The 20588-nt window shown below is 46.5% G+C and carries 17 protein-coding genes and 1 tRNA gene; 5 read left to right on the top strand and 13 right to left on the bottom strand.

Going from position 1 to position 20588, the window contains the following annotated elements:
* The 4 genes from T426_RS0106720 to T426_RS0106705 all read left to right on the top strand — a co-directional run bounded on the left by T426_RS0106720 (position 1) and on the right by T426_RS0106705 (position 7592).
* Positions 1 to 2298: a glycoside hydrolase family 3 C-terminal domain-containing protein gene (locus T426_RS0106720; protein WP_051568953.1), complete on the top strand. Its 2298-nt coding sequence runs from the start codon at positions 1 to 3 to the stop codon at positions 2296 to 2298.
* 111 nt (positions 2299 to 2409) lie between these two features.
* Positions 2410 to 4080: a carboxylesterase/lipase family protein gene (locus T426_RS0106715; protein WP_025863398.1), complete on the top strand. Its 1671-nt coding sequence runs from the start codon at positions 2410 to 2412 to the stop codon at positions 4078 to 4080.
* A gap of 213 nt (positions 4081 to 4293) precedes the next feature.
* Positions 4294 to 5241, top strand: a complete 948-nt coding sequence (locus T426_RS0106710) for a sugar phosphate isomerase/epimerase family protein (protein WP_025863397.1) — start codon at positions 4294 to 4296, stop codon at positions 5239 to 5241.
* Between the two features lie 29 nt (positions 5242 to 5270).
* Positions 5271 to 7592 carry a glycoside hydrolase family 3 protein gene (locus T426_RS0106705; RefSeq protein ID WP_027585443.1) on the top strand — a complete coding sequence of 774 codons (2322 nt, stop codon included), beginning with the start codon at positions 5271 to 5273 and terminating at the stop codon, positions 7590 to 7592.
* Between the two features lie 97 nt (positions 7593 to 7689).
* Here T426_RS0106705 and T426_RS0106700 read toward each other — a convergent pair.
* Positions 7690 to 7762: transfer RNA gene (locus T426_RS0106700), tRNA-Lys, on the bottom strand.
* Positions 7763 to 7900: 138 nt separating this feature from the next.
* Here T426_RS0106700 and T426_RS0106695 point away from each other — a divergent pair.
* Complete coding sequence (locus tag T426_RS0106695) at positions 7901 to 8995, top strand: NAD(P)/FAD-dependent oxidoreductase (protein ID WP_025863396.1); 1095 nt, start codon at positions 7901 to 7903, stop codon at positions 8993 to 8995.
* A gap of 5 nt (positions 8996 to 9000) precedes the next feature.
* Here the strand turns inward: T426_RS0106695 and T426_RS0106690 are convergent, their stop codons facing one another.
* The 12 genes from T426_RS0106690 to argR all read right to left on the bottom strand — a co-directional run bounded on the left by T426_RS0106690 (position 9001) and on the right by argR (position 20491).
* Positions 9001 to 9585: a thioredoxin family protein gene (locus T426_RS0106690; RefSeq protein WP_025863395.1), complete on the bottom strand. Its 585-nt coding sequence runs from the start codon at positions 9583 to 9585 to the stop codon at positions 9001 to 9003.
* 78 nt (positions 9586 to 9663) lie between these two features.
* Positions 9664 to 10737, bottom strand: coding sequence for a M20 family metallo-hydrolase (locus T426_RS0106685; protein ID WP_025863394.1), 1074 nt, complete (start codon positions 10735 to 10737; stop codon positions 9664 to 9666).
* Positions 10738 to 10799: 62 nt separating this feature from the next.
* A complete protein-coding gene (gene argB, locus T426_RS0106680) occupies positions 10800 to 11597 on the bottom strand; it encodes an acetylglutamate kinase (RefSeq protein WP_025863393.1) in 798 nt (265 codons plus the stop codon).
* Entirely contained in the window at positions 11594 to 12544 is a 951-nt protein-coding gene (locus T426_RS0106675) for an N-acetylornithine carbamoyltransferase (RefSeq protein ID WP_025863392.1), read from the bottom strand. Before T426_RS0106675 ends, argB begins: the two co-directional genes overlap by 4 nt.
* Positions 12545 to 12586: 42 nt before the next feature.
* Entirely contained in the window at positions 12587 to 13837 is a 1251-nt protein-coding gene (locus tag T426_RS0106670; protein WP_025863391.1) for a glutamate-5-semialdehyde dehydrogenase, read from the bottom strand.
* A 55-nt stretch (positions 13838 to 13892) separates the two neighbouring features.
* On the bottom strand, positions 13893 to 14978 hold the full coding sequence (gene proB, locus T426_RS0106665; protein ID WP_025863390.1) for a glutamate 5-kinase: 1086 nt from the start codon (positions 14976 to 14978) through the stop codon (positions 13893 to 13895).
* 71 nt (positions 14979 to 15049) lie between these two features.
* Positions 15050 to 15844 carry a pyrroline-5-carboxylate reductase gene (proC, locus tag T426_RS0106660; protein WP_025863389.1) on the bottom strand — a complete coding sequence of 265 codons (795 nt, stop codon included), beginning with the start codon at positions 15842 to 15844 and terminating at the stop codon, positions 15050 to 15052.
* Positions 15845 to 15950: 106 nt separating this feature from the next.
* Complete coding sequence (locus T426_RS0106655) at positions 15951 to 17075, bottom strand: aspartate aminotransferase family protein (protein ID WP_025863388.1); 1125 nt, start codon at positions 17073 to 17075, stop codon at positions 15951 to 15953.
* A 23-nt stretch (positions 17076 to 17098) separates the two neighbouring features.
* Positions 17099 to 18070 (bottom strand): N-acetyl-gamma-glutamyl-phosphate reductase, encoded by a 972-nt coding sequence (argC, locus tag T426_RS0106650; RefSeq protein WP_025863387.1) that lies wholly within the window; start codon positions 18068 to 18070, stop codon positions 17099 to 17101.
* Between the two features lie 9 nt (positions 18071 to 18079).
* Positions 18080 to 19270 carry an argininosuccinate synthase gene (locus tag T426_RS0106645; RefSeq protein ID WP_027585441.1) on the bottom strand — a complete coding sequence of 397 codons (1191 nt, stop codon included), beginning with the start codon at positions 19268 to 19270 and terminating at the stop codon, positions 18080 to 18082.
* A 43-nt stretch (positions 19271 to 19313) separates the two neighbouring features.
* Complete coding sequence (locus T426_RS22980; RefSeq protein ID WP_025863386.1) at positions 19314 to 19991, bottom strand: GNAT family N-acetyltransferase; 678 nt, start codon at positions 19989 to 19991, stop codon at positions 19314 to 19316.
* Positions 19992 to 20002: 11 nt separating this feature from the next.
* Positions 20003 to 20491, bottom strand: coding sequence for an arginine repressor (gene argR, locus T426_RS0106635; RefSeq protein WP_025863385.1), 489 nt, complete (start codon positions 20489 to 20491; stop codon positions 20003 to 20005).
* Positions 20492 to 20588 lie beyond the last annotated feature (97 nt).

Here is a 20588-nt window from a genome sequence, read left to right as displayed (position 1 = left end):
ATGATGAAAATGAATGTCAAAAATGTTTTATGTGTTGCAATCCTTATTGCAATCTCGTCGGTAAATTGTTTAGGCAAAACCGCTCATAAGTCAGCTTTATTAAAATACGATAAGCAGATTGACGGCATTATCAAACAAATGACGCTGGAAGAAAAAATAAACATGCTGCATGCCAAGCACATGTTTGTTTCGGCTGGTGTAGAGCGTTTGGGCATAGCCGACATGATTTATGCCGACGGACCTTTTGGTATCCGCGAAGAAATGCAGCCCGATGGTTGGATGCCCTTAGGATGGGAAAAGGACAAAGCTACTTTTTTCCCAACCGGATCGGCACTGGCCGCGACCTGGAGCCCCGAACTAGCTTATGCTTATGGTACCGGAATGGCCAGGGAAGCACGCTTGCGCGGAAAAGATATGATTCTTGGACCGGCCATCAATATTCAACGTATCCCAACCGGAGGGCGCACTTATGAATATTTGAGTGAAGATCCCTTTTTAAGCTCAAGACTATCGGTTGGTTATACCAAAGGTGTTCAGGATAACGGCGTAGCAGCCTGCTTAAAACACTATGCGCTGAACAACCAGGAAAACAACCGGGGAACCGTAAATGTAATTGTCGGTGAACGTGCCATGCGCGAAATCTACCTGCCTCCGTTTAAAGCGGCAGTTGAAGAGGCTGATGCATATGGCGTTATGGCCGCTTACAACAAAGTGAACGGCTGGTGGTGTGCCGAAAATGACATATTACTGAATAAGATTTTACGTGACCAATGGGGCTTCGCCGGCATGGTGATTTCCGACTGGAACGGTACACACAGCACTGTTGACGCCATTACCAACGGTCTTAATGTTGAAATGCCCACTCAAAAATACCTTGGCAAAGCCCTGCTTGATTCTGTTAAGGCAGGATTGGTATCGGAGGACATAATTGATAAGCGTGTTCGCGAAATACTCAGGGTCAGACTGGCCATTAAGCCAATTCCGAAAGAAGAAGCCAACCAGGAAATGACTTCTCAACCGGCACAGCAGAAAATTGCTTACGATGTAGCCTGCAAATCAATTGTATTGTTGAAGAATGACGGTTCACTTCCGTTAGATCTTAGCAAAAAACCTGTAATTGCAGTTATTGGAGCCAACGCCAAACAAACCATGGGACTTGGCGGAATGGGAGCAGGTGTTAAAACCTTGTATGAAGTTACACCGTTTGAGGGCCTGCAAAACAAAATTGGAGATAAAGCCGAATTGGTTTATGCAAAAGGATACGAACCGATTGTTTTCAATTTCGCTGATTTTTTCAAGAAAAAAACACCTGAGGAACTTGAAAAAGAAGCCCGCGAAAAAGAAATCACAGCCAAAAGATTAGCCGCAGAAGCCGTAGATGTAGCATCAAAAGCCGATATTGTGTTATTCATCGGTGGGGACAACAGGGCCGTGGAAAGTGAAGGAAGAGACAGGAAAGACATCAAGCTTCCGTCAGGACAGGATAATTTAATTCAGGCAATTGCCAAGGTAAACCCCAATATTATTACCGTACTTACAAGCGGTGCACCTAACGACCTCAATGTTGTAAAACCCATTTCTAAAGCATTGCTTATTTCATGGTTTAACGGTACCGAAGGTGGAAATGCGTTGGCCGATGTGCTGGTAGGAAATATTTCGCCGAGTGGTCGTTTGCCATTCACCCTTCCCATAAAGCTCGAAGATTCGCCGGCTTATGCTTTAGGTAATTATCCGCAGGGAAAGAAAGGTGCCGATGTCTTTGCCGATCTGGTTTCGCAAACTGAGAAAGTGGAGAAATCGAAAGACGATGGTTCAGAGAAAGAACTAAAAAATGACCCGAATACGGCCATTTATTCCGAAGAGTCGCTGGTAGGTTACCGCTGGTTCGACACAAAGAACATTCCTGTAATGTATCCTTTTGGCTACGGTCTTACCTACACAAATTTTGAGTACGCAGATTTGAAAACCACCAAGGATACCTACGGAAAGGATGATGTCATCACTGTTTCATTCAAACTGAAAAATACCGGTTCGGTAGCAGCCGACGAAGTAGCTCAGGCTTATGTACATCGTATCAATCCATCCGTCGAATGGCCGAATAAAGAACTTAAAGCATTCTCGAGAGTGACTTTAAAACCGGGAGAAAGTAAAACAGTTAAACTGAATATTCCGGTAAAAAACCTTCAATATTGGAATGAAGCGACACAGTCCTGGGCCGACGACCTTTGTAATATCGAATTACAGGTTGGTGCCAATGTCTCCGACATTAAACTTCAAAAAAAGATTGCCTTAATGTAAACCTATATACTCCGGACCATTAATAATCAGCCACCTACATTTTTTGATAAGTAGTGTTGATTATTAATGGTTTACAAAATGAACCTGAGAAACATTAAAACTAACCAGTTCATGAAAACAAACCGACGTAGTTTTTTCAAAACATTAGGTGCCGGAGCAGCCGGTGCCAGCCTGGCGTCTCTTCCTTTTTCAGGAATGGCAACCGAACAACCTCCGGTGAACGACGATGACCAGCAACTCTTTATTGGCGACGATATCGCGATAGCAGAAACAGAATACGGTAAGGTTAGAGGCTTTATTCTTCGCGGAATACACCAATTTCGTGGAATTCCGTACGGAGCCGATACCGGTGGAAAGAACCGCTTTATGCCTCCGCAGAAACCGAAACCATGGAAAGAAATTCTGCCTGCCGTTTGGTGGGGAAATACGGCTCCGCAAATCATGGATGGCCGGTACGCAAACGCTTATGCTTCGTTTGTCGACCACTGGAATTACGATGATGTGAGTGAAGATTGCCTCAAGTTGAACGTCTGGACTCCAGCCATCGATAAAAAAAAGAGACCTGTATTAGTTTGGTTACACGGAGGAGGCTACACCAACGGCAACGGTATTGAGCAGGATGGCTACGACGGCGAAAATTTCAGTCGCAAAGGCGATACTGTTTTTGTATCGATAAATCATCGTCTTGGTCCTATAGGTTTTTCTGATTTGTCAGCTGTCGGTGGAGAAAAATACGCCGATTCGGGCAACGTAGGTGCACTCGATATGGTCGCAGCACTGAAATGGGTGCAAAACAATATAGCCAACTTTGGCGGAGATCCGGATAATGTAACCATCATGGGACAATCCGGCGGAGGAGCCAAAGTTTGCATCCTCACCGCAATGCCAAATGCTAAAGGCACCTTCCACAAAGCGGTTCCCCTAAGTGGATCAACCACTGAAGCGATGGATCAGGATTATTCCAGGAAACTGGGAAAGTACATTCTGAAAGAAGCCAATCTGACTTCTTCCGAAATAGACAAATTGCAGGAGATGCCCTGGAAGGACTACATTCTTCTCGCCAACAAGGCTCTCAAAAAAATGAGGGAAGATACGGGTGAAAACAGAGGATTCAGAGGCGGATTTGCACCCGTAGCCGATGGAAGAAATATCCCGAAAGGGAAATTCTACACCGAACCAAATGGCCTATCTTCAGATGTGCCGATGCTTATTAGCAGTACGTTCCATGAATGGGCCATGAGCCGGACCAATCCTGAGCTGGAGAAAATGACAGCAGATAAAGCCATCGAGATGCTGAAGAAATGGGCTGGCTTTGGCGGTGGATTAGGTGATAAAGCGCCCGAAGTTTACGCTGCATATGCCAAAGCGTTCCCGGATGCTAAACCCGTTGAATTGGCCATTATGATTAGCAGTAACCGAAAAGGCGTTGTCGAAACGGCCAATGCCAAGGCCAATCAAAAAGCACCGGTTTACGTGGCATGGTTTGGTTGGCAACCGCCACTGTTCGATAACCGCATGCGCGCATTCCATTGTCTCGATATCTCGTTCTGGTTCGCTAACACCGACCTCATGCTGACGCATAGCGGAGGAGGCAAGCGCCCAAGGATGTTGTCAGATAAGATGTCGGAAACATTGCTACAGTTCATGAAAACCGGAAATCCGAATGGAGGAGGTCTGCCCGAATGGCCGCACTATACGGTCGAAAAAGGCGAGACCATGATTTTGAACGACCGCTCTGAAGTAAAAAACGATCCAGACCGGGAAGCCAGAAATCTAATCTAACGACTATAAATGACCGGAAGCCACTTTTTCATTTTGATTAGTTCCAGTTAAACTCAGGCATTTTCCGGTCATTTTTCTTTTATTTTCCAGAATGTTACATTATTATTGTGTCATCAAGACGCATTAATATTTAATGCGTGATAAATTGCTAACCAACACCATTTGCAAACACAACAATAACTTGTTTTTCAACTAACCTAAACTAAAAATACCATGACAACAAAACGCGAGTTTCTAAAAAAGCTTTCGCTGATTACTGTTGGAGGAATGTTGGGTGGAAGTGCTGCTCCCGCGTTCGCATCCAAAACATTGAGTAAGATGGCTGGCCCTTCCAAGAAAGTTGGCTTGCAGATTTATTCGCTGGGAAAAGAACTGACTGATGATGTTCCAAACGGAATGAAAAAGATAGCTGATATGGGTTACAGCTACATCGAGCTGGCCGGCTACCGCAACAGAAAAATGGGACAGTACGGCATGGATGACTACCGCAAGATTGTGGAAGATGCAGGCCTGGAAATCCGAAGTTCGCACGTCAATCCAACCATTCGCGAATACAACAAAGGAAATGTTGGCCAAATTGCCGATTTCTGGAAGAAAACTGTTGAAGACCATGTAAAATTGGGAGCTAAAACGCTGGTTCAACCCGGTATGCCCAAAATCGAAAATCATGACGATGCTGCCCTGGTTTGTGACGTTTTCAACCAGGCTGGAAAAATCGCCAAAGATGCCGGCATAAAATGGGGCTACCACAACCACAATATGGAGTTCAAACGAATTCTTACGGAAGAAGACAAAAAGAAAAATGCTCCGTGGTGGATGCCGGTCGGCGACGTCATTTATGACCTGATGCTGAACGGAACCGATCCGGATTTGGTGTTCTTCGAAATGGACGTGTACTGGACGGTTATGGGACAAAACGACCCACTGGAGTATTTCGAAAAATACCCAACCCGATTCCCGGTACTACACATCAAGGATCGGGAAGTGCTGGGCCAGTCCGGAATGATGAATTTCGAAAATATCTTCAACAAGGCATACGAAAACGGATTGAATTCGTATTACGTAGAATTGGAGAGGGTAAAAAAAGGTATTACCCAATTTGAAGGAGTAAAGCAATGCTTCGACTACCTGGCCAATGCTTCATTTGTCAGAAACAGTTAACAGCCCATAAACAATCAACTATAACCATTATGAAATCTTTCATGAAAATAGTCTCGCTTTCACTGTTTGTACTCACTATCGGTATCTCAGGATGTAGCCCAAAATATACGACCGAAGACAAAGGTGATTTTGTGCTCGTCCATAATCCGGAAGGAGCTACAATTGGTTATTCTCGCAGTTCCGGCGTTCAACCACTCACTGTCGATCGATTGGGTTTCAAAGATCTCAATAAAAACGGTCAACTCGACAAATATGAAGACTGGCGCCTTCCTGTAGATGAACGGGCAAAAGATTTGGCCAGCAAAATGTCGGTAGAACAAATCGCCGGACTGATGCTTTACAGTGCTCATCAAGCCATTCCCGGACGACCGGGTGGCTTCTTCACATCGACTTACAACGGAAAATCATTTGACGAGAGTGGTGCTAAGCCTAGCGATTTATCCGATGAACAAAAGAAATTTCTCACTGACGACAACTTGCGGCATGTTCTTATCACTACCGTTGAAAGTCCGGGAGTTGCGGCCCAATGGAACAACAACGCCCAGGCTTTGGTCGAAGGCATTGGCTTGGGAATTCCCATTAACAATAGCTCCGACCCACGTCACACCAGCGTTTCAAATGCGGAATACAATGCGGGTGCCGGAGGAAAAATCTCTATGTGGCCAGGAACAGTCGGCATTGCCGCTTCGTTCGATCCGAGTTTGATGAAACAGTTCGGTGAAATAGCTTCCGCGGAATATCGCGCGTTGGGAATTGCGACCGCTCTCTCTCCTCAAATCGATTTAGGAACCGAACCCCGCTGGAGCCGCTTTGACGGAACTATGGGCGAAGATCCTAATTTGACTACTGACATGGCCCGGGCTTATGTCGACGGCTTCCAAACTTCCATTGGCAAGGATGAAATTGCCAACGGATGGGGCTACAAAAGTGTGAATGCGATGGTCAAACACTGGCCGGGTGGCGGACCCGAAGAAGGTGGCCGCGATGCGCACTTTGGCTACGGTGAATATGCTGTTTATCCCGGTAACAACCTGAAAGACCATCTGAAACCATTCACCGAAGGTGCTTTCAACCTCGCCGGACCTACGAAGCTAGCATCAGCCGTAATGCCTTACTATACCATTTCCTTTAATCAGGATACGGTCAACGGAGAAAATGTAGGAAACAGTTACAGTAAATACCTGATTACCGACCTGCTTCGTGGCAAATATGGTTACGATGGCGTGGTTTGCACCGATTGGATGATTACAAAAGACGCGAAGGCAGTCGACCTGTTCCAGGGGAAATGCTGGGGTGTTGAAAATCTGAGCGAAGCCCAACGTCACTATAAAGCCATCGAAGCCGGAGTAGACCAGTTTGGCGGAAACAACGAAATGGGTCCGGTTATCGAAGCTTACAAAATGGGCGTTGCCGAACATGGTGAAGAATACATGCGCAAGCGATTTGAACAGTCAGCTGTTCGCCTGTTGCGGAATATCTTCCGGGTAGGCTTGTTCGAAAATCCCTATCTGAATGTAGCTGAAACCGAAAAAATCGTCGGTAATCCGGAATTCATGAAGGCTGGTTACGATGCTCAACTTCGTTCCATTGTTCTGTTGAAGAACCAGAACCACATCCTTCCGGTGAAAAAACAGCTGAAAGTGTACGTTCCAATTCGTTACACACCTGCCGGGAAAAACTGGTTTGGTTTTGCGACACCCGAGAAGAAGGAATATCCGTTCAATATGGATATTGTCAAAAAATATTTCGAAGTGGTCGACAGTCCTGAAGAAGCAGATTTTGCATTGGTGGGCATTGAAAGCCCCGATGGCGGAGTTGGCTACGATCGACAGGATTTGAAAAAAGGTGGAAACGGCTATCTTCCCATCAGCCTTCAGTATGGAAAATACACGGCCGAATATGCACGCGACCCCAGTATTGCCGGCGGTAGTCCGTTCGAAGATTTTACGAACCGAACCTATAAAGGGAAAACAGTCACCACTCACAACCAATATGATATGGGAATGGTGAATGATACCAAGGCAAAAATGGGTGTGAAACCAGTTGTGGTGGTGATAAGAGTTTCCAAGCCAATGGTCTTCTCGGAGATTGAAAAGAATGCCAATGCCATCCTCATTCACATGGGAGTACAGGATCAGGCCATCATGGATATTCTGTCGGGAGCAGCCGAACCTTCAGCTTTGCTGCCTTTCCAAATGCCGGCCAACATGAAAACTGTCGAAGAGCAAAAAGAAGATGTTCCACGCGACATGGAATGCTATGTTGATTCGGAAGGTCACACATACGATTTTGCCTACGGTATGAATTGGAGCGGAGTAATAAACGATGAACGGGTAGCCAAATACAAATAAGCTACTGCGAACCTTGTCCTTAACCATATACATTTCTGATAGCTAAAAACAGAAAGGCCTGTAAATCTTGCGACTTACAGGCCTTTTATCTTTCGGGTCGGTCTGCAGGGGCTCGAACCCTGGACCCGCTGATTAAGAGTCAGCTGCTCTACCAACTGAGCTACAGACCGCGTTTTCGGGTTACAAAAGTAGAAAATATTTGGTGTCGGTGTTCTTTTAAAAACCGCTTATTTTCTACTTTTCGCTGAAATAATGCCTGAGTCCAAATTTCTTTGAGGAGCGAACAATTCTCTGAATTGTGGGTATGTATGAAACAAATGAAAGAAAACACACAAAATATTCCATCGCGAAATACCGAATACCTGGTAGTTGGCCAGGGGCTGGCCGGAACCATGCTCGCGTTCGAACTGCATCGGCGTGGAAAAGATTTCGTGGTAGTAGACGCTCCTTCCGGTGAAAAAGCCAGTCGTGTTGCTGCCGGTATCATCAATCCGGTTGTCTTTCGCCGCCTGACCAAGTCGTGGTTGGTGGATGATCTTTTTCCGATTCTGAAAAATACCTACCGTGAATTGGAAGAGCTTCTCTCCTGCCCGTTGCTGTATCCGTTAAAAATTGACAAAATTTTAGGCAAAGAAGAAGCTCCGTTCTGGCGCTCCAAAGCGGCTGAAAACGACTTGAAATCCTATATTCATCCAGAACCGAATGACAACTTTCAAAGAGATGGAATTGTGTCCCCATACGGAGTGGGCCAGGTTTTTAACGCTTTTCGTGTCGATTTACCTTTGCTAATCGACCGTTTCCGGGAATTCCTGATACAGGAAAACCGGTTCATTGGTAAAAAACTGGACACAGATGATGTCATCCGCAAAAACGGGAAAGTGCAATGGAAAAACATCACCGCTCAAAACATCATCTTTTGCCAGGGATTCCGCGTCAGTGACAATCCGCTTTTTCAGCAAGTTAAATTCAAACATACCAAAGGACAGGTACTGGATTTGGAGATTCCCGGGCTGGAAATTACGGACATGGTCAACAAGGGAATGTTTGTGCTGCCGCTTGGCGAAAATCGTTTCCGGGCAGGTGCAACCTATCGTTGGGAATTTCTGGACACAAAACCGGAGGAAGAAGCCACACTAGATTTAAGCGAAAAGCTGGAAAAGATTGTCAAATTACCTTATACCATTACTAAAGAACGGGCAGGCATTCGCCCAACCGCTCATGATCGCCGGCCGGTAATCGGTCTACACCCGGATTATCCGGAAATCGGGATCTTTAACGGGCTAGGTTCGAAAGGAGCCATGTTGGCCCCTTGGTTTGCCCGCGAATTTGCCCGCTTCCTTTGCGGAGAATCCGATACCATACACCCGGAAGTCAATCTTCTCCGGTATTACCGAAAAAAATAACCGGCTTAAGAACCGGTCTGAAATAAGGTTGGTGGATTCTTCCACTTGATACCACATCCGGCGGAAGGCTTCTGCTCATCCGGAACCTGCTTTCCGTTCAACACCGCATCAAGTGCTGCCCGCAAATCTTTTCCGGTTACCGGCACATCATTTTTCGGACGGGCCTCATCCATTTGTCCTCGATACACGCATTTCAAATCCTTGTCGAACACATAGAAATCGGGTGTACAGGCAGCCATGTAAGCTTTGGCTACTTCCTGTGTTTCATCATATAAATAAGGAAACGGATAACCTTCTTTGGCAGCCACCTCTTTCATATGCTCGGGCGCATCATCGGGATAATTATCCACATCGTTGGAGCTGATGCCGACAAAACTGATTCCTTTTGCACCATATTCGTTGGCAATAGCTGTGATTTCGTGATTGACATGCTTCACATAGGGACAGTGATTGCAGATAAACATCACAACCGTAGCTTTATCGGATTTGATTTCTTCCAGTGAAATATTCTTACCCGAAACCGTATCGGGCAACTCAAATGCAGGCGCTTTCCCGCCCAGCGGAAACATTCTTGAAAAAGTAAGTGACATAATGATCTTCTTCTTTCGTTCACTCCGTTTAACGAAAAGAATCCATCATGGTTTACGAAAAGCGGGAGAAAGTCCGCCTTACTTTAAAGGCAAATTTTCCAGTAAGCGAATGTAAATATCGACTCCGTTACGGATTTCATCTTCCAGAATGTATTCATCGGGCGTGTGCGAGCGGGCCGAATCACCGGGACCGACTTTCACGGTAGTGTATGGAATAACTGCCTGATCGGATGTAGTCGGCGAACCGTAGGTCTGCAACCCCATATCAACACCGCGTTTTACCAATGGATGGTCGAGTGGGATACCGGAAGAGTTGAGCCGGTACGAACGAGCCTTTACATCACTTTCTAACAAGTTCGAGATGGTATCAAAGACATCTTCATTCGAATAACACTCGTTAGTCCGCACATCGATGACGAACTTGCAACTGTCGGGAACCACGTTGTGTTGATGACCGGCTTCGATTTGAGTGACCGTCAATTTTACCGGGCCCAGAACGGGTGATTCTTCCGGAAACTGGAATTCCAGCAAACGCTGAATATCGTCCAGCGCTTTGTATATAGCATTTTCGCCTTCGTTGCGGGCTGCGTGACCGGTTTTACCAACCGCTTCTGCATCGACCACCAGCAGCCCCTTTTCGGCGATAGCCAGATTCATCCCGGTAGGTTCGCCCACCAGTCCCAAATCAATCGGTCCCAGTTCATTCAAAATAGAAGCGACGCCGTTGGTTCCGGAAATCTCTTCTTCCGCGGTAGCGCTCCAAATCAGGTTGAACGGCAACTCCGGTAGTTCATTGAAATAACGGAAAGCAGCCAACTGAGCTACCACCGATGCTCCGGCATCATTGCTCCCTAAGCCAGTCAGTTTGCCATCTTGCACCACAGGCGTGAACGGATCGTTCGACCAACCATTGGCTGGTTTCACCGTATCGATATGTGAATTAAACAACACTACGGGCTTCCCCTCCTGCCAGTTCCTGTTTTTCAGCCAAAGATTATTTCCCTTCCGGGAAGGAACCAGGTTCCATTCCTTTAACTGATTTTCCAGAAACATAGCAACCGCATCCTCATCGCGACTTAACGACGGAATGCCAATCATATTTTGCAGCAAACGAAATGCGTCGCTGTGAAGTTTTTCAATCGAAAGATTCATAACGTAAGAAATCAGCTACCTCCCGGACGAAAGGCAGCATCTGATATGATAAGTGTTTTTAATTATTCGTCCTCTTCCTCGTGGAAAAGAACCAGATTGGTTCCACCTTTTGAACCGGAAAGTGCCGATGCATTGGTAACAACCACCGAGTCGACCCCTTTTTTCATGGCATTGAAACCGGTCGTTAACTTGGGAATCATCCCGCCATTCACTGCTCCGGTAGACTTCATTTCTTCAAATTCAGCCATGGTGATTTCATCAATTACCGAATTTTCGTCCGATTCATCCATCAATACACCACGTTTATCGAAGCAGTATATCAGGGTAACCCGGTAACTGGAGCTTAATGCAATGGCTAGTTCCGAAGCAATGGTGTCGGCGTTGGTGTTGAATAACTGACCATCGCCATCGTGCGTGATGGGAGCAATCACCGGAACGGCACCATTCATCAGTAATTCGCGAAGCATGCGATTATTCACATTTACCACATCGCCCACAAAACCGTAATCGACATCAACAACCGGACGCTTCTTTGCCCGGATAATATCCAGGTCGGCACCGGTCAGTCCCAGCGCATTAGTTCCTAATGCCTGAAGCTTGGAAACCAGATTTTTGTTTACCAAACCGGCATATACCATGGTAACAACCTGCAATGTATCTTCATCGGTGATGCGGCGTCCTTCAACCATTTTCGGTTTGACGCCCAACTTTTCGCCAATGGTGGTCGCCATGCTACCACCGCCATGTACCAGAATTTTATTTCCGGCAATGCGCGAAAAATCACGAAGCAGGGTTTGAAGCGATTCCTTTTCCTCAACCAGCTTTCCGCCCACTTTGATGATGGTCAGATGTTCGATCATTTTAGTTCCTCCAGTATCATTTTTAGCACGGCCTGTGCCGACACTTCACGGTTGGCGGCCTCCTGTATAACGATGGAATCGGGACTATCAATTACACCATCGGAAACAACCATATTCCGGCGAACCGGCAGGCAATGCATGAATTTTGCCTGATTGGTCAGGGCCATTTTTTCCTCGTCAACCGTCCAATTTCGATCGCGGGAAAGGACCTGTCCATAACTACTGTAAGATGCCCAATTTTTTGCATAAATAAAATCGGCACCCGAAAAAGCTTTCTTCTGATCGTACTCGACTTTGATATCGCCCATAAATTCAGGCGCTAACTCATAACCTTCGGGATGCGTAACCACCAGTTCGTAATCAGCTTGGCGTATCCATTCCACAAATGAATTGGGCACGGCCTGGGGCAATGCTTTCGGATGAGGCGCCCAGGTGAGCACTACTTTCGGCTTTTCTTTGGTCTTGAATTCCTCGATGGTAAAGTGATCAGCAAACGACTGCAAAGGATGGCGAGTTGCAGCTTCCATACTCACTACCGGTACACCGGAGTATTCAACGAACTGATTGATAATTTTTTCCTGGTAATCGTCTTCTTTACTTTTGAACTGCGCGAATGCACGAACTCCGATAATGTCGCAATACGAACCAATCACCGGAATTGCTTCACGCAAGTGCTCGGGCTTGTCTCCATCCATCACAACGCCCAACTCCGACTCCAGTTGCCAGCCGTCCTGATTGACATTCAACACCATGGTATTCATGCCCAGATTCATCGCCGCCTTCTGCGTACTGAGACGGGTACGCAAACTGGAATTGAAGAAGATCAGAATCATGGTCCGGTTCTTCCCAAGATGCTGATAAGCAAACGGATTTTTTTTCACTTCGAAGGCGGTTTTCAGCGCTTCGTTCAGGTCGGGTAAATCGTATACGGATGTGAAATGTCTCATCTTTTTTTCAGTTTCATGATTTGTTTTGAATCCTTCAGCTCATTATTTAGGACGAACCTGGCCGTCACCTTCTATCAGCCACTTGTAGCTGGTGAGTTCTTCCAGTGCCATTGGGCCGCGGGCATGCAATTTCTGCGTACTGATACCAATTTCGGCGCCGAGTCCGAATTGCGCTCCATCGGTAAAAGCCGTGCTGGCGTTGGTATACACCGAAGAGGCATCCACCAGTTTGCGGAACAGCTCGAGATGTTGCTGGTTATCAGAAACGATAGCTTCACTGTGCTTTGAGCTGTACTTCGCGATGTGGTCGAGCGCTTCGTCAAAGGAAGCCACCGTTTTGATGGCCATCTTGTAATCGAGGAATTCGGTTCCAAAGGACTCTTCAGTAGCCGGCTTCAATAAATCTTCGGGATAATGGTCCTCCAGTACTTCCATTGCTTGCTCGTCGGCAAAAATTTCGACCTGGCTTTCCGGAAGAAGTTCTGCCAAATACGGCAAATCGCTCAGCCGCGACTCGTGAATAATCAGGCAGTCTAGTGCGTTGCATACACTCGGACGGCGCGTTTTCGCATTATTAATGATATCGCGTCCTTTTTCCTCGTCACCGAACTCATCGAAATAGGTGTGACAAATACCAGCCCCCGTTTCGATGACCGGAATCGTGGCATTCTCACGAACGTAATTGATGAGTCCCTGGCTTCCGCGGGGAATCAGCAAATCGACATAACCCTGCGCATTCAGTAGTTCTCCGGTTGCTTCCCTTCCGGGAGGAAGCAAGGTCAACACATGCTCATCGATATTGAAAGATTGCAGTACCTTGTGAATGATAGAAACAATCGCTTTGTTCGAATCGGCTGCATCGCTTCCGCCTTTCAGCACACATACATTTCCCGATTTCAGGCAAAGTGAGAAGACGTCGAAGGTTACATTCGGACGAGCTTCGTATATAATACCGATAACGCCAAACGGCACACTGATACGTTTGATGTGCAAACCATTTGGACGGGTTGTTTCCGACAATACTTTTCCTAGCGGCGATGACATGGAAGCCACATTTCGCATATCGGATGCAATTCCTTCGATTCGTTCCGCGGTCAGCTTCAGTCGGTCATATTTCGGATCGAACGGTGCCATCCGCTGCAGATCTTTCTCGTTCTCCTTCAGGATAAAATCAGTTTCCTTCACAGCTTCGTCGGCAACAGCCATCAACACCTGATTGATGGTCTCTTCCGTCACCAGATTCAGCTTCCGACTCGCCTGAAGTGCCTGCTCAAATTGTTCTCGATACTGCATGTCCGGTTGGTTTTATTTTTCCTGTTGTTTTTATAGTTCCTTTTAGGGATGATTCTTATCCCAGATAAAGATAATCGTAGTGGATGAATGGTTTATCGTATTTGGAGCCCATCTCACGCTCCACGATTTTGGAGGAAAAACCAGCTTTCCCAAGACCCAGCAACTTTCCACTTACATCCTTTACCCTAACGATGTCGCCGGTTTTAAACTGCCCCTGAACACCGGTAATCCCGATAGTGAGCAAACTGGTTGCTCTTTCTGAAAGCAGCGCATCGCGGGCACCATCGTTCACAAACACTTCGCCGCGGGCAAAATCGTCGGAATGGGCCAGCCATTTTTTTACCGTGTTGGATTTCTTCTTGCCCGGCTCAAACCAGGTGTGCGGAATATCTGATTCCCGGTCCATCAGATCGGTCAGCACATTCAATCGGCTTCCGTTGGCTATATGAACGGTTACACCCTGTCCTGCCAGTTTCGAGGCGATGGAACTTTTGGTCAGCATCCCTCCGCGACCGAAATTTGACTTTTGTGTGGAAATCAAATCTTCCGAAATGGTTTCGCCGGAAGTAATGTGTTGAATCAATTCACTTCCCGGTGCACCCGGATTCCCACGATAAACGCCGTCCACATTGGTGAGTAAAAACAGCGCATCTACATCCATCATAGAAGCAATGAGGCCGGAAAGCTCATCGTTATCGGTGAACATCAACTCCGTAACCGAAATCGCATCGTTCTCGTTAATAATCGGTATGACACTGCTTTCGAGCAACGTATTAATGCAATTGCGCATGTTCAGGTAATGCTGCCGGTCGCTGAAATTTTCCTTGGTCGTTAACACCTGGGCACATGTCAGACAGTGTTCCCGAAACAGGTCGGCATACCGGTTGATGAGCTTTACCTGCCCTACGGCAGACCACAACTGCCTCCTTGAAACCGTATCGTGTTTTTTTTGCGGTTCCACTTCCGCCCGTCCTGCTGCCACTGCGCCCGAAGAAACAAGAATAACCCGGACACCTTTTTTCTGCAACGCAGCAATCTGATCGACAAAGTGAGCCATACGGGCAACGTTCAGCATACCATCGTCACGGGTGAGCAAATTGCTCCCGATTTTTATCACAATACTGGAATAGCGATTTGCCATGGGAAGAATGCCTTTTATCCTGAAAAGTACATTTCAGGTGAATAGTGTCTCACATTTTTAGAGACGGATATTTAACCGTTGTTAATTTTATTGTACGAAACCAGTAAACCCTGGATGAGTGCTGATGAAAATCCCTGATGTTCCATCGCGTTCAGCCCGGAAATGGTGATTCCTTTCGGCGTTGTTACTTTGTCGATTTCCCTTTCAGGATGATGGCCGGTTTGCAGAATGAGTTCGGTCGCTCCTTTCACTGTTTGGGCCACAATTTCCTGCGCCACCTCAGCTCCAAAGCCAATCTCGATTCCACCCTGGGTGGCTGCACGAATGAAACGAAGTGCAAAGGCAATTCCACAAGCTCCCAAGACAGTAGCAGCGGCCATCAGTTCTTCGTTGATGTAGATAACTTTTCCCAACGTTTCGAACAGTTCCTGAATTACTTCTTTTTGCTCATCATTGCAATCGGGTGCCGAAATACAGGTCATCGATTCCTGCAAAGCAATCGCCGTATTCGGCATTACACGGAACGGAATAACGGTTTCGGGTAACCACGATTTCAGACTTTCGAGACTCACACCCGTCATCAACGAAGCCAGCATTTGTCCGGGGATCAACGAACTACGAATTCCCTGAAGCACACCTTCGGCCTGATAGGGTTTGACTGCCAGAATAACCAAATCGGCTCCAATTACAGCCGCTGCATTGTCGGATTCAACACGAACTCCTTTTTTTGTCAAATCTTCAAGCAGGTGTGGCCTCCGGCGAGTAATCACCAATTTTCCGGCAGGCAATCCGGCTTTCAAAAAGCCCTCGGCAATGGCACGTCCCAGATTTCCTCCACCAATGATGCAAATATTCAGGTTCTTCATAGCTATCTACATTTTTTATATTGTATTCTGCATTACCACAAACCTAAAGCAGAATCAAAATAAGACATTCAATTTAATACATTTTGCCGGTATTTTTAACCAATTATTAACCCAATACCTTTTTAAGCGCCGATAAAAACCGATCGACTTGCTCACGTGTAACGGTTAGGGGAGGTAGAAGCCGGATTGTATGGGTTCCGGTTACACCGGTAAATATTTTCTCTTCGAATAACAGTTTCTTCCTGATTTCTGCAATCGGCTCATTGAACTCTAACCCAATCATCAATCCACGGCCACGCACTTCCTTGATTTTTTCGAAGCCAGCCAGTTTGGTCATCAGGTAATTGCCAACGATTTCGGCATTTTCGATCAATTGTTCGCTCTGCATAATGTCCAACACAGCGATGCTGGCCGCACAGGCAAGATAATTTCCACCGAAAGTCGTTCCCAACATTCCTTTCCGGGCTTCAAACTCCGGCCTAATCAACACGCCACCTACCGGGAAACCGTTTCCCATCCCTTTCGCGATGGTGATGAGATCGGGTTTTACGTTGGCATACTGGTGTGCAAAGAATTTGCCGCTTCGTCCGTAACCCGACTGAATTTCATCGAGAATAAGCACGGTTCCATAACGACGACACAGTTTCCCGGCTTCTTCCAGAAATGAAGGTTCCGGCACGCGGCAACCGCCAATGCCCTGAATTCCTTCCACGATAACGGCTGCCACATCACCTTCCATCAGTTCGTTTTCCAGCGCATCCAAGTCATTCAACGGAAGGATGATTCGGTCGACTGTATCGTTCAATGGAGATATAATGGCTGGATTATCCGTGACGGCCACGGCCGCAGAGGTGCGCCCGTGAAACGATTTTTCGAATGAAACAATGCGGGCTCTTTCGGTATGAAACGAAGCCAGTTTCAACGCATTTTCGTTGGCTTCGGCACCCGAGTTGCACAAGAAAAGAGAATAATCTCCGTAACCGGAAAGTGAGCCAAGTTTCAATGCAAGCTCCTTTTGCAGCGGATTCTGAACCGAATTGGAATAGAACCCCATTTTCTTCAGTTGCTCACTCAGCATCTGCACATAGTAGGGATGCGAATGACCAACAGAAATCACGGCGTGTCCGCCGTACAAATCGAGATACTCGACACCATTTTTATCGGTGATGGTACACCCTTGAGCCGCCACCGGTTCTACATCGAACAGCGGATATACATCGAAAAGTTCCATGTGTTTTCGAATTAAATTCAGGATTAAAATGCGACCGGTTTCAGATTGAGACCGCTGGTCTCCTTCAATCCAAACATCAGGTTCATATTTTGTACGGCCTGTCCCGAGGCACCTTTCAAAAGATTATCGGTGCAGGAAAGAATAAGCAGTTTGCCATCATGTTTTTCCAGGTAAAGCAATGCTTTGTTGGTATTCACCACCTGCTTCAGGTCGGGATTTCCGGGTGACAGATGCACAAACGGATGCCCTTCGTAATAGCGTTGATACAATTCGCGGGCTTCTTCAACTGTTCCTTCAAAATCGGTGTACACCGAAGCAAAGATGCCACGTGTGTGGTTTCCCCTTACGGGAATAAAGTTCAGCGGTTGCTCAAATTGTCCCTGCAACTGAGCCAAACTTTGCCGGATTTCGCTCAGATGCTGATGCTGAAAAGCCTTGTACACTGACACATTGCTGTTTCGCCAGCTGAAATGTGATGTTCCGGAAGGCGATTGCCCAGCTCCGGTAGAACCGGTGATGGCATGTACGTGCACTTCCTGCGTAAGCAAACCTGCCGAAGCCAAAGGCAGTAAAGCCAACTGAATACCGGTGGCAAAACACCCCGGATTGGCAATGCGCTTCGCTGTACGAATTTCTTCACGGTTCAATTCAGGCAAACCGTATACAAAGTCGTTTCCGTCCCGCTTTAAGCGGAAGTCTTGGCTCAGATCGATAATCTTTACGCGTTGCGGAACTTCGTTCTTTTCGAGGTATTCGGCTGATTTTCCGTGTCCCATGCACAAGAAAATTACATCAACAGTATCGAAGTCAATATCCGAAAACACCAAATCGGTCTCCCCGATTAAATCTTTGTGCACCGAAGTAACCGGTTGCCCGTCGTTACTGGAACTTTGTATACAGGAAACATCGGCAGCCGGATGATTTAGCAGGATGCGCAAAAGCTCACCCGCCGTATAACCCGCACCGCCAACGATCCCTGTGCTTACTGTAGCCATTGAATGTGTTTATTTCTTATTGACCGAATAGAAAATTTTCAACTGGTTGCCCAGAATCTTGGTAAATCCTTTGGCATCATCTGCTGTCCATCCCTTGTTCATCTCACCGTATTCACCAAATTCCGACTTCATCAAATCGTGCTCCGATTCAATTCCCACCAACTGAAAGGTGTATGGACGAAGTTTGATAATCACCTTTCCGGTGACATTTTCCTGCGTACTTTCCAGGAATTTCTCGATGTCGCGCATCACCGGCTCGAGGTACATCGCTTCGTGGAGAAACATGCCATACCAGTTGCCCAACTGATCTTTCCAGTACTGCTGCCATTTGGTCAGCGTATGTTTTTCCAGCATCTGATGCGCTTTGATGATGAGCATCGGAGCGGCAGCTTCGAATCCCACGCGGCCTTTGATACCGATAATGGTATCGCCGATGTGCATGTCGCGGCCAACGGCCCACGCCGAACCAATTTCCTCCACTTCGCGAATAGCATCGATGGTACTGAAATGCTTGTTACCATTCACTCCTTTCAGCTGTCCTTTCACGAAATCGAGGGTCAATGTCTCCTCACCTTCCTTCTTCAGCTGGCTCGGATAAGCCTCTTCCGGAAGTGTCTGATTGCTGGTCAATGTCTCCTTGCCGCCGATACTGGTTCCCCATAGTCCGGCGTTGATAGAGTAAGTCATTTTATTGTAGTCGGCTTTCACGCCATGATCTTTGAGATAGTTGATCTCAAATTCACGGGTCAGCTCCATGTCACGCGTAGGCGTAATAATTTCGATTTCGGGCGCCAAAACCTGAAAAGCCAAATCGAAACGAATCTGGTCGTTTCCGGCTCCGGTACTACCATGAGCCACATACTTGGCACCAATTTTTTTCGCATATTCAATGATGGCGATGGCCTGAAAAATACGCTCTGAGCTGACTGAAATAGGATACGTATTGTTTCGCAATACATTCCCATACACCATGTATTTAATACCCTTTTGGTAATACTCTTCCGTTACGTCAAGAGCTTTATGACTTTTCACACCCAGTGCGTAGGCCCGTTTCTCAATATCGGTCAGTTCTTCAGGAGAGAATCCTCCTGTATTGGCAATCGCCGTATGAACTTCCAAGTCCTTTTCTTTCGACAGATAGATGGCACAATACGATGTATCCAAACCTCCGCTAAATGCCAGAACTACTTTTTCACTCATAACTGTTTATGCTTTTTTCCGTTAACCGGATAAGATGATTACTCTATTTTTTTTCGTTTTTGTTTTCGGCCAGTGCCTGTTTTTCCGCCTTGCGTTTTTCGACCCACTCACGAAATACCTGAAAAGGAGTTTTCCCTTTTTTCTCATAGCCATTTTTCCAGGCCGGATCGTAAAGCATTCCGGTACAAAGGCACTTGCTGCGACTGGTTCGCTGCAGAATATCGTAATTCACACAGCTCTGGCAGCCTTTCCAGAATTGCTCGTCGTCGGTTAGCTCCGAAAACGTGACCGGCTTGTACCCCAAATCGGAATTGATTTTCATCACGGCCAGACCTGTGGTCAAACCGAAAATTTTGGCCTCGGGAAATTTGGCTCGCGACAATTCGAAAGCACGCTGCTTGATGCGCCGGGCCAAACCGTGTCCACGGTAATCGCGCGGTACAATTAACCCCGAGTTGGCCACAAACTTATTGGTGCCAAAGGTTTCGATGTAACAAAAACCGGCAAACTTATCACCGTCGAGAGCAATAATGGCTTTACCTTCTTTTATCTTCGATTCGATGTATTCATGTGTACGGCGCGCAATACCTGTACCGCGCTCCTTCGAAGCCAGGTCGATGGCGTCGTTCACCTCATCCACATAACTGATGTGTTCGTCTCCGGCAACTACGACCTTGATGGCAGCTTTTTCGTCTTTGTTATTCTTCTTTAACGGAAACATGTCTTTCCTTATTAATCAATTTTACCTTCCAGTTTGGGCATGGTCATGATTAACGCACTGATGACATCATTACGGCCAACTCCCTCTCTGATAATTAGCAGGATGGTATCGTCACCTGCAACCGTTCCTAATATTTCAAATAAATTTGCTTTGTCAATTACCGATGCAATGCTGCTGGCATACCCGGGCAGTGTTCTTACAACACCCAGATTTCCTGAGAATTCCACCTTTAAAAAACCATCGGCCAAAAAATTGGCATGCGAAATATCCGGCATCGATTCATCTGTATTCGCCAAATTTTCACGCAAACGGTATATATATCCATGTTGTGAATCGCTGATTTTCATTACCTGAAGCGATTTTAAATCACGCGAAAGCGTCGCCTGTGTCACCTCGTATCCCTCTTTATTCAACAGATTCAGCAGCTCATCCTGGCTGCTGATCCGGTCTTCGGAGATGATTTTTTTGATGGCCAACAAGCGTTGTGTCCGATTCTTCATTATGAATATTTATTTATTCTTGTTGCAATTTTATGCATTAAAATCGAATTTTTATGCATTTAAATGTAAATTTATTCATAATTTTGACCCATTCTCA

Origin of the sequence: Prolixibacter bellariivorans ATCC BAA-1284 (assembly GCF_000621705.1) — a bacterium.
GTDB lineage: Bacteria > Bacteroidota > Bacteroidia > Bacteroidales > Prolixibacteraceae > Prolixibacter > Prolixibacter bellariivorans.
Note: the sequence above shows the minus strand (reverse complement) of the source record. Positions and strands in the feature narration are given on the sequence as shown.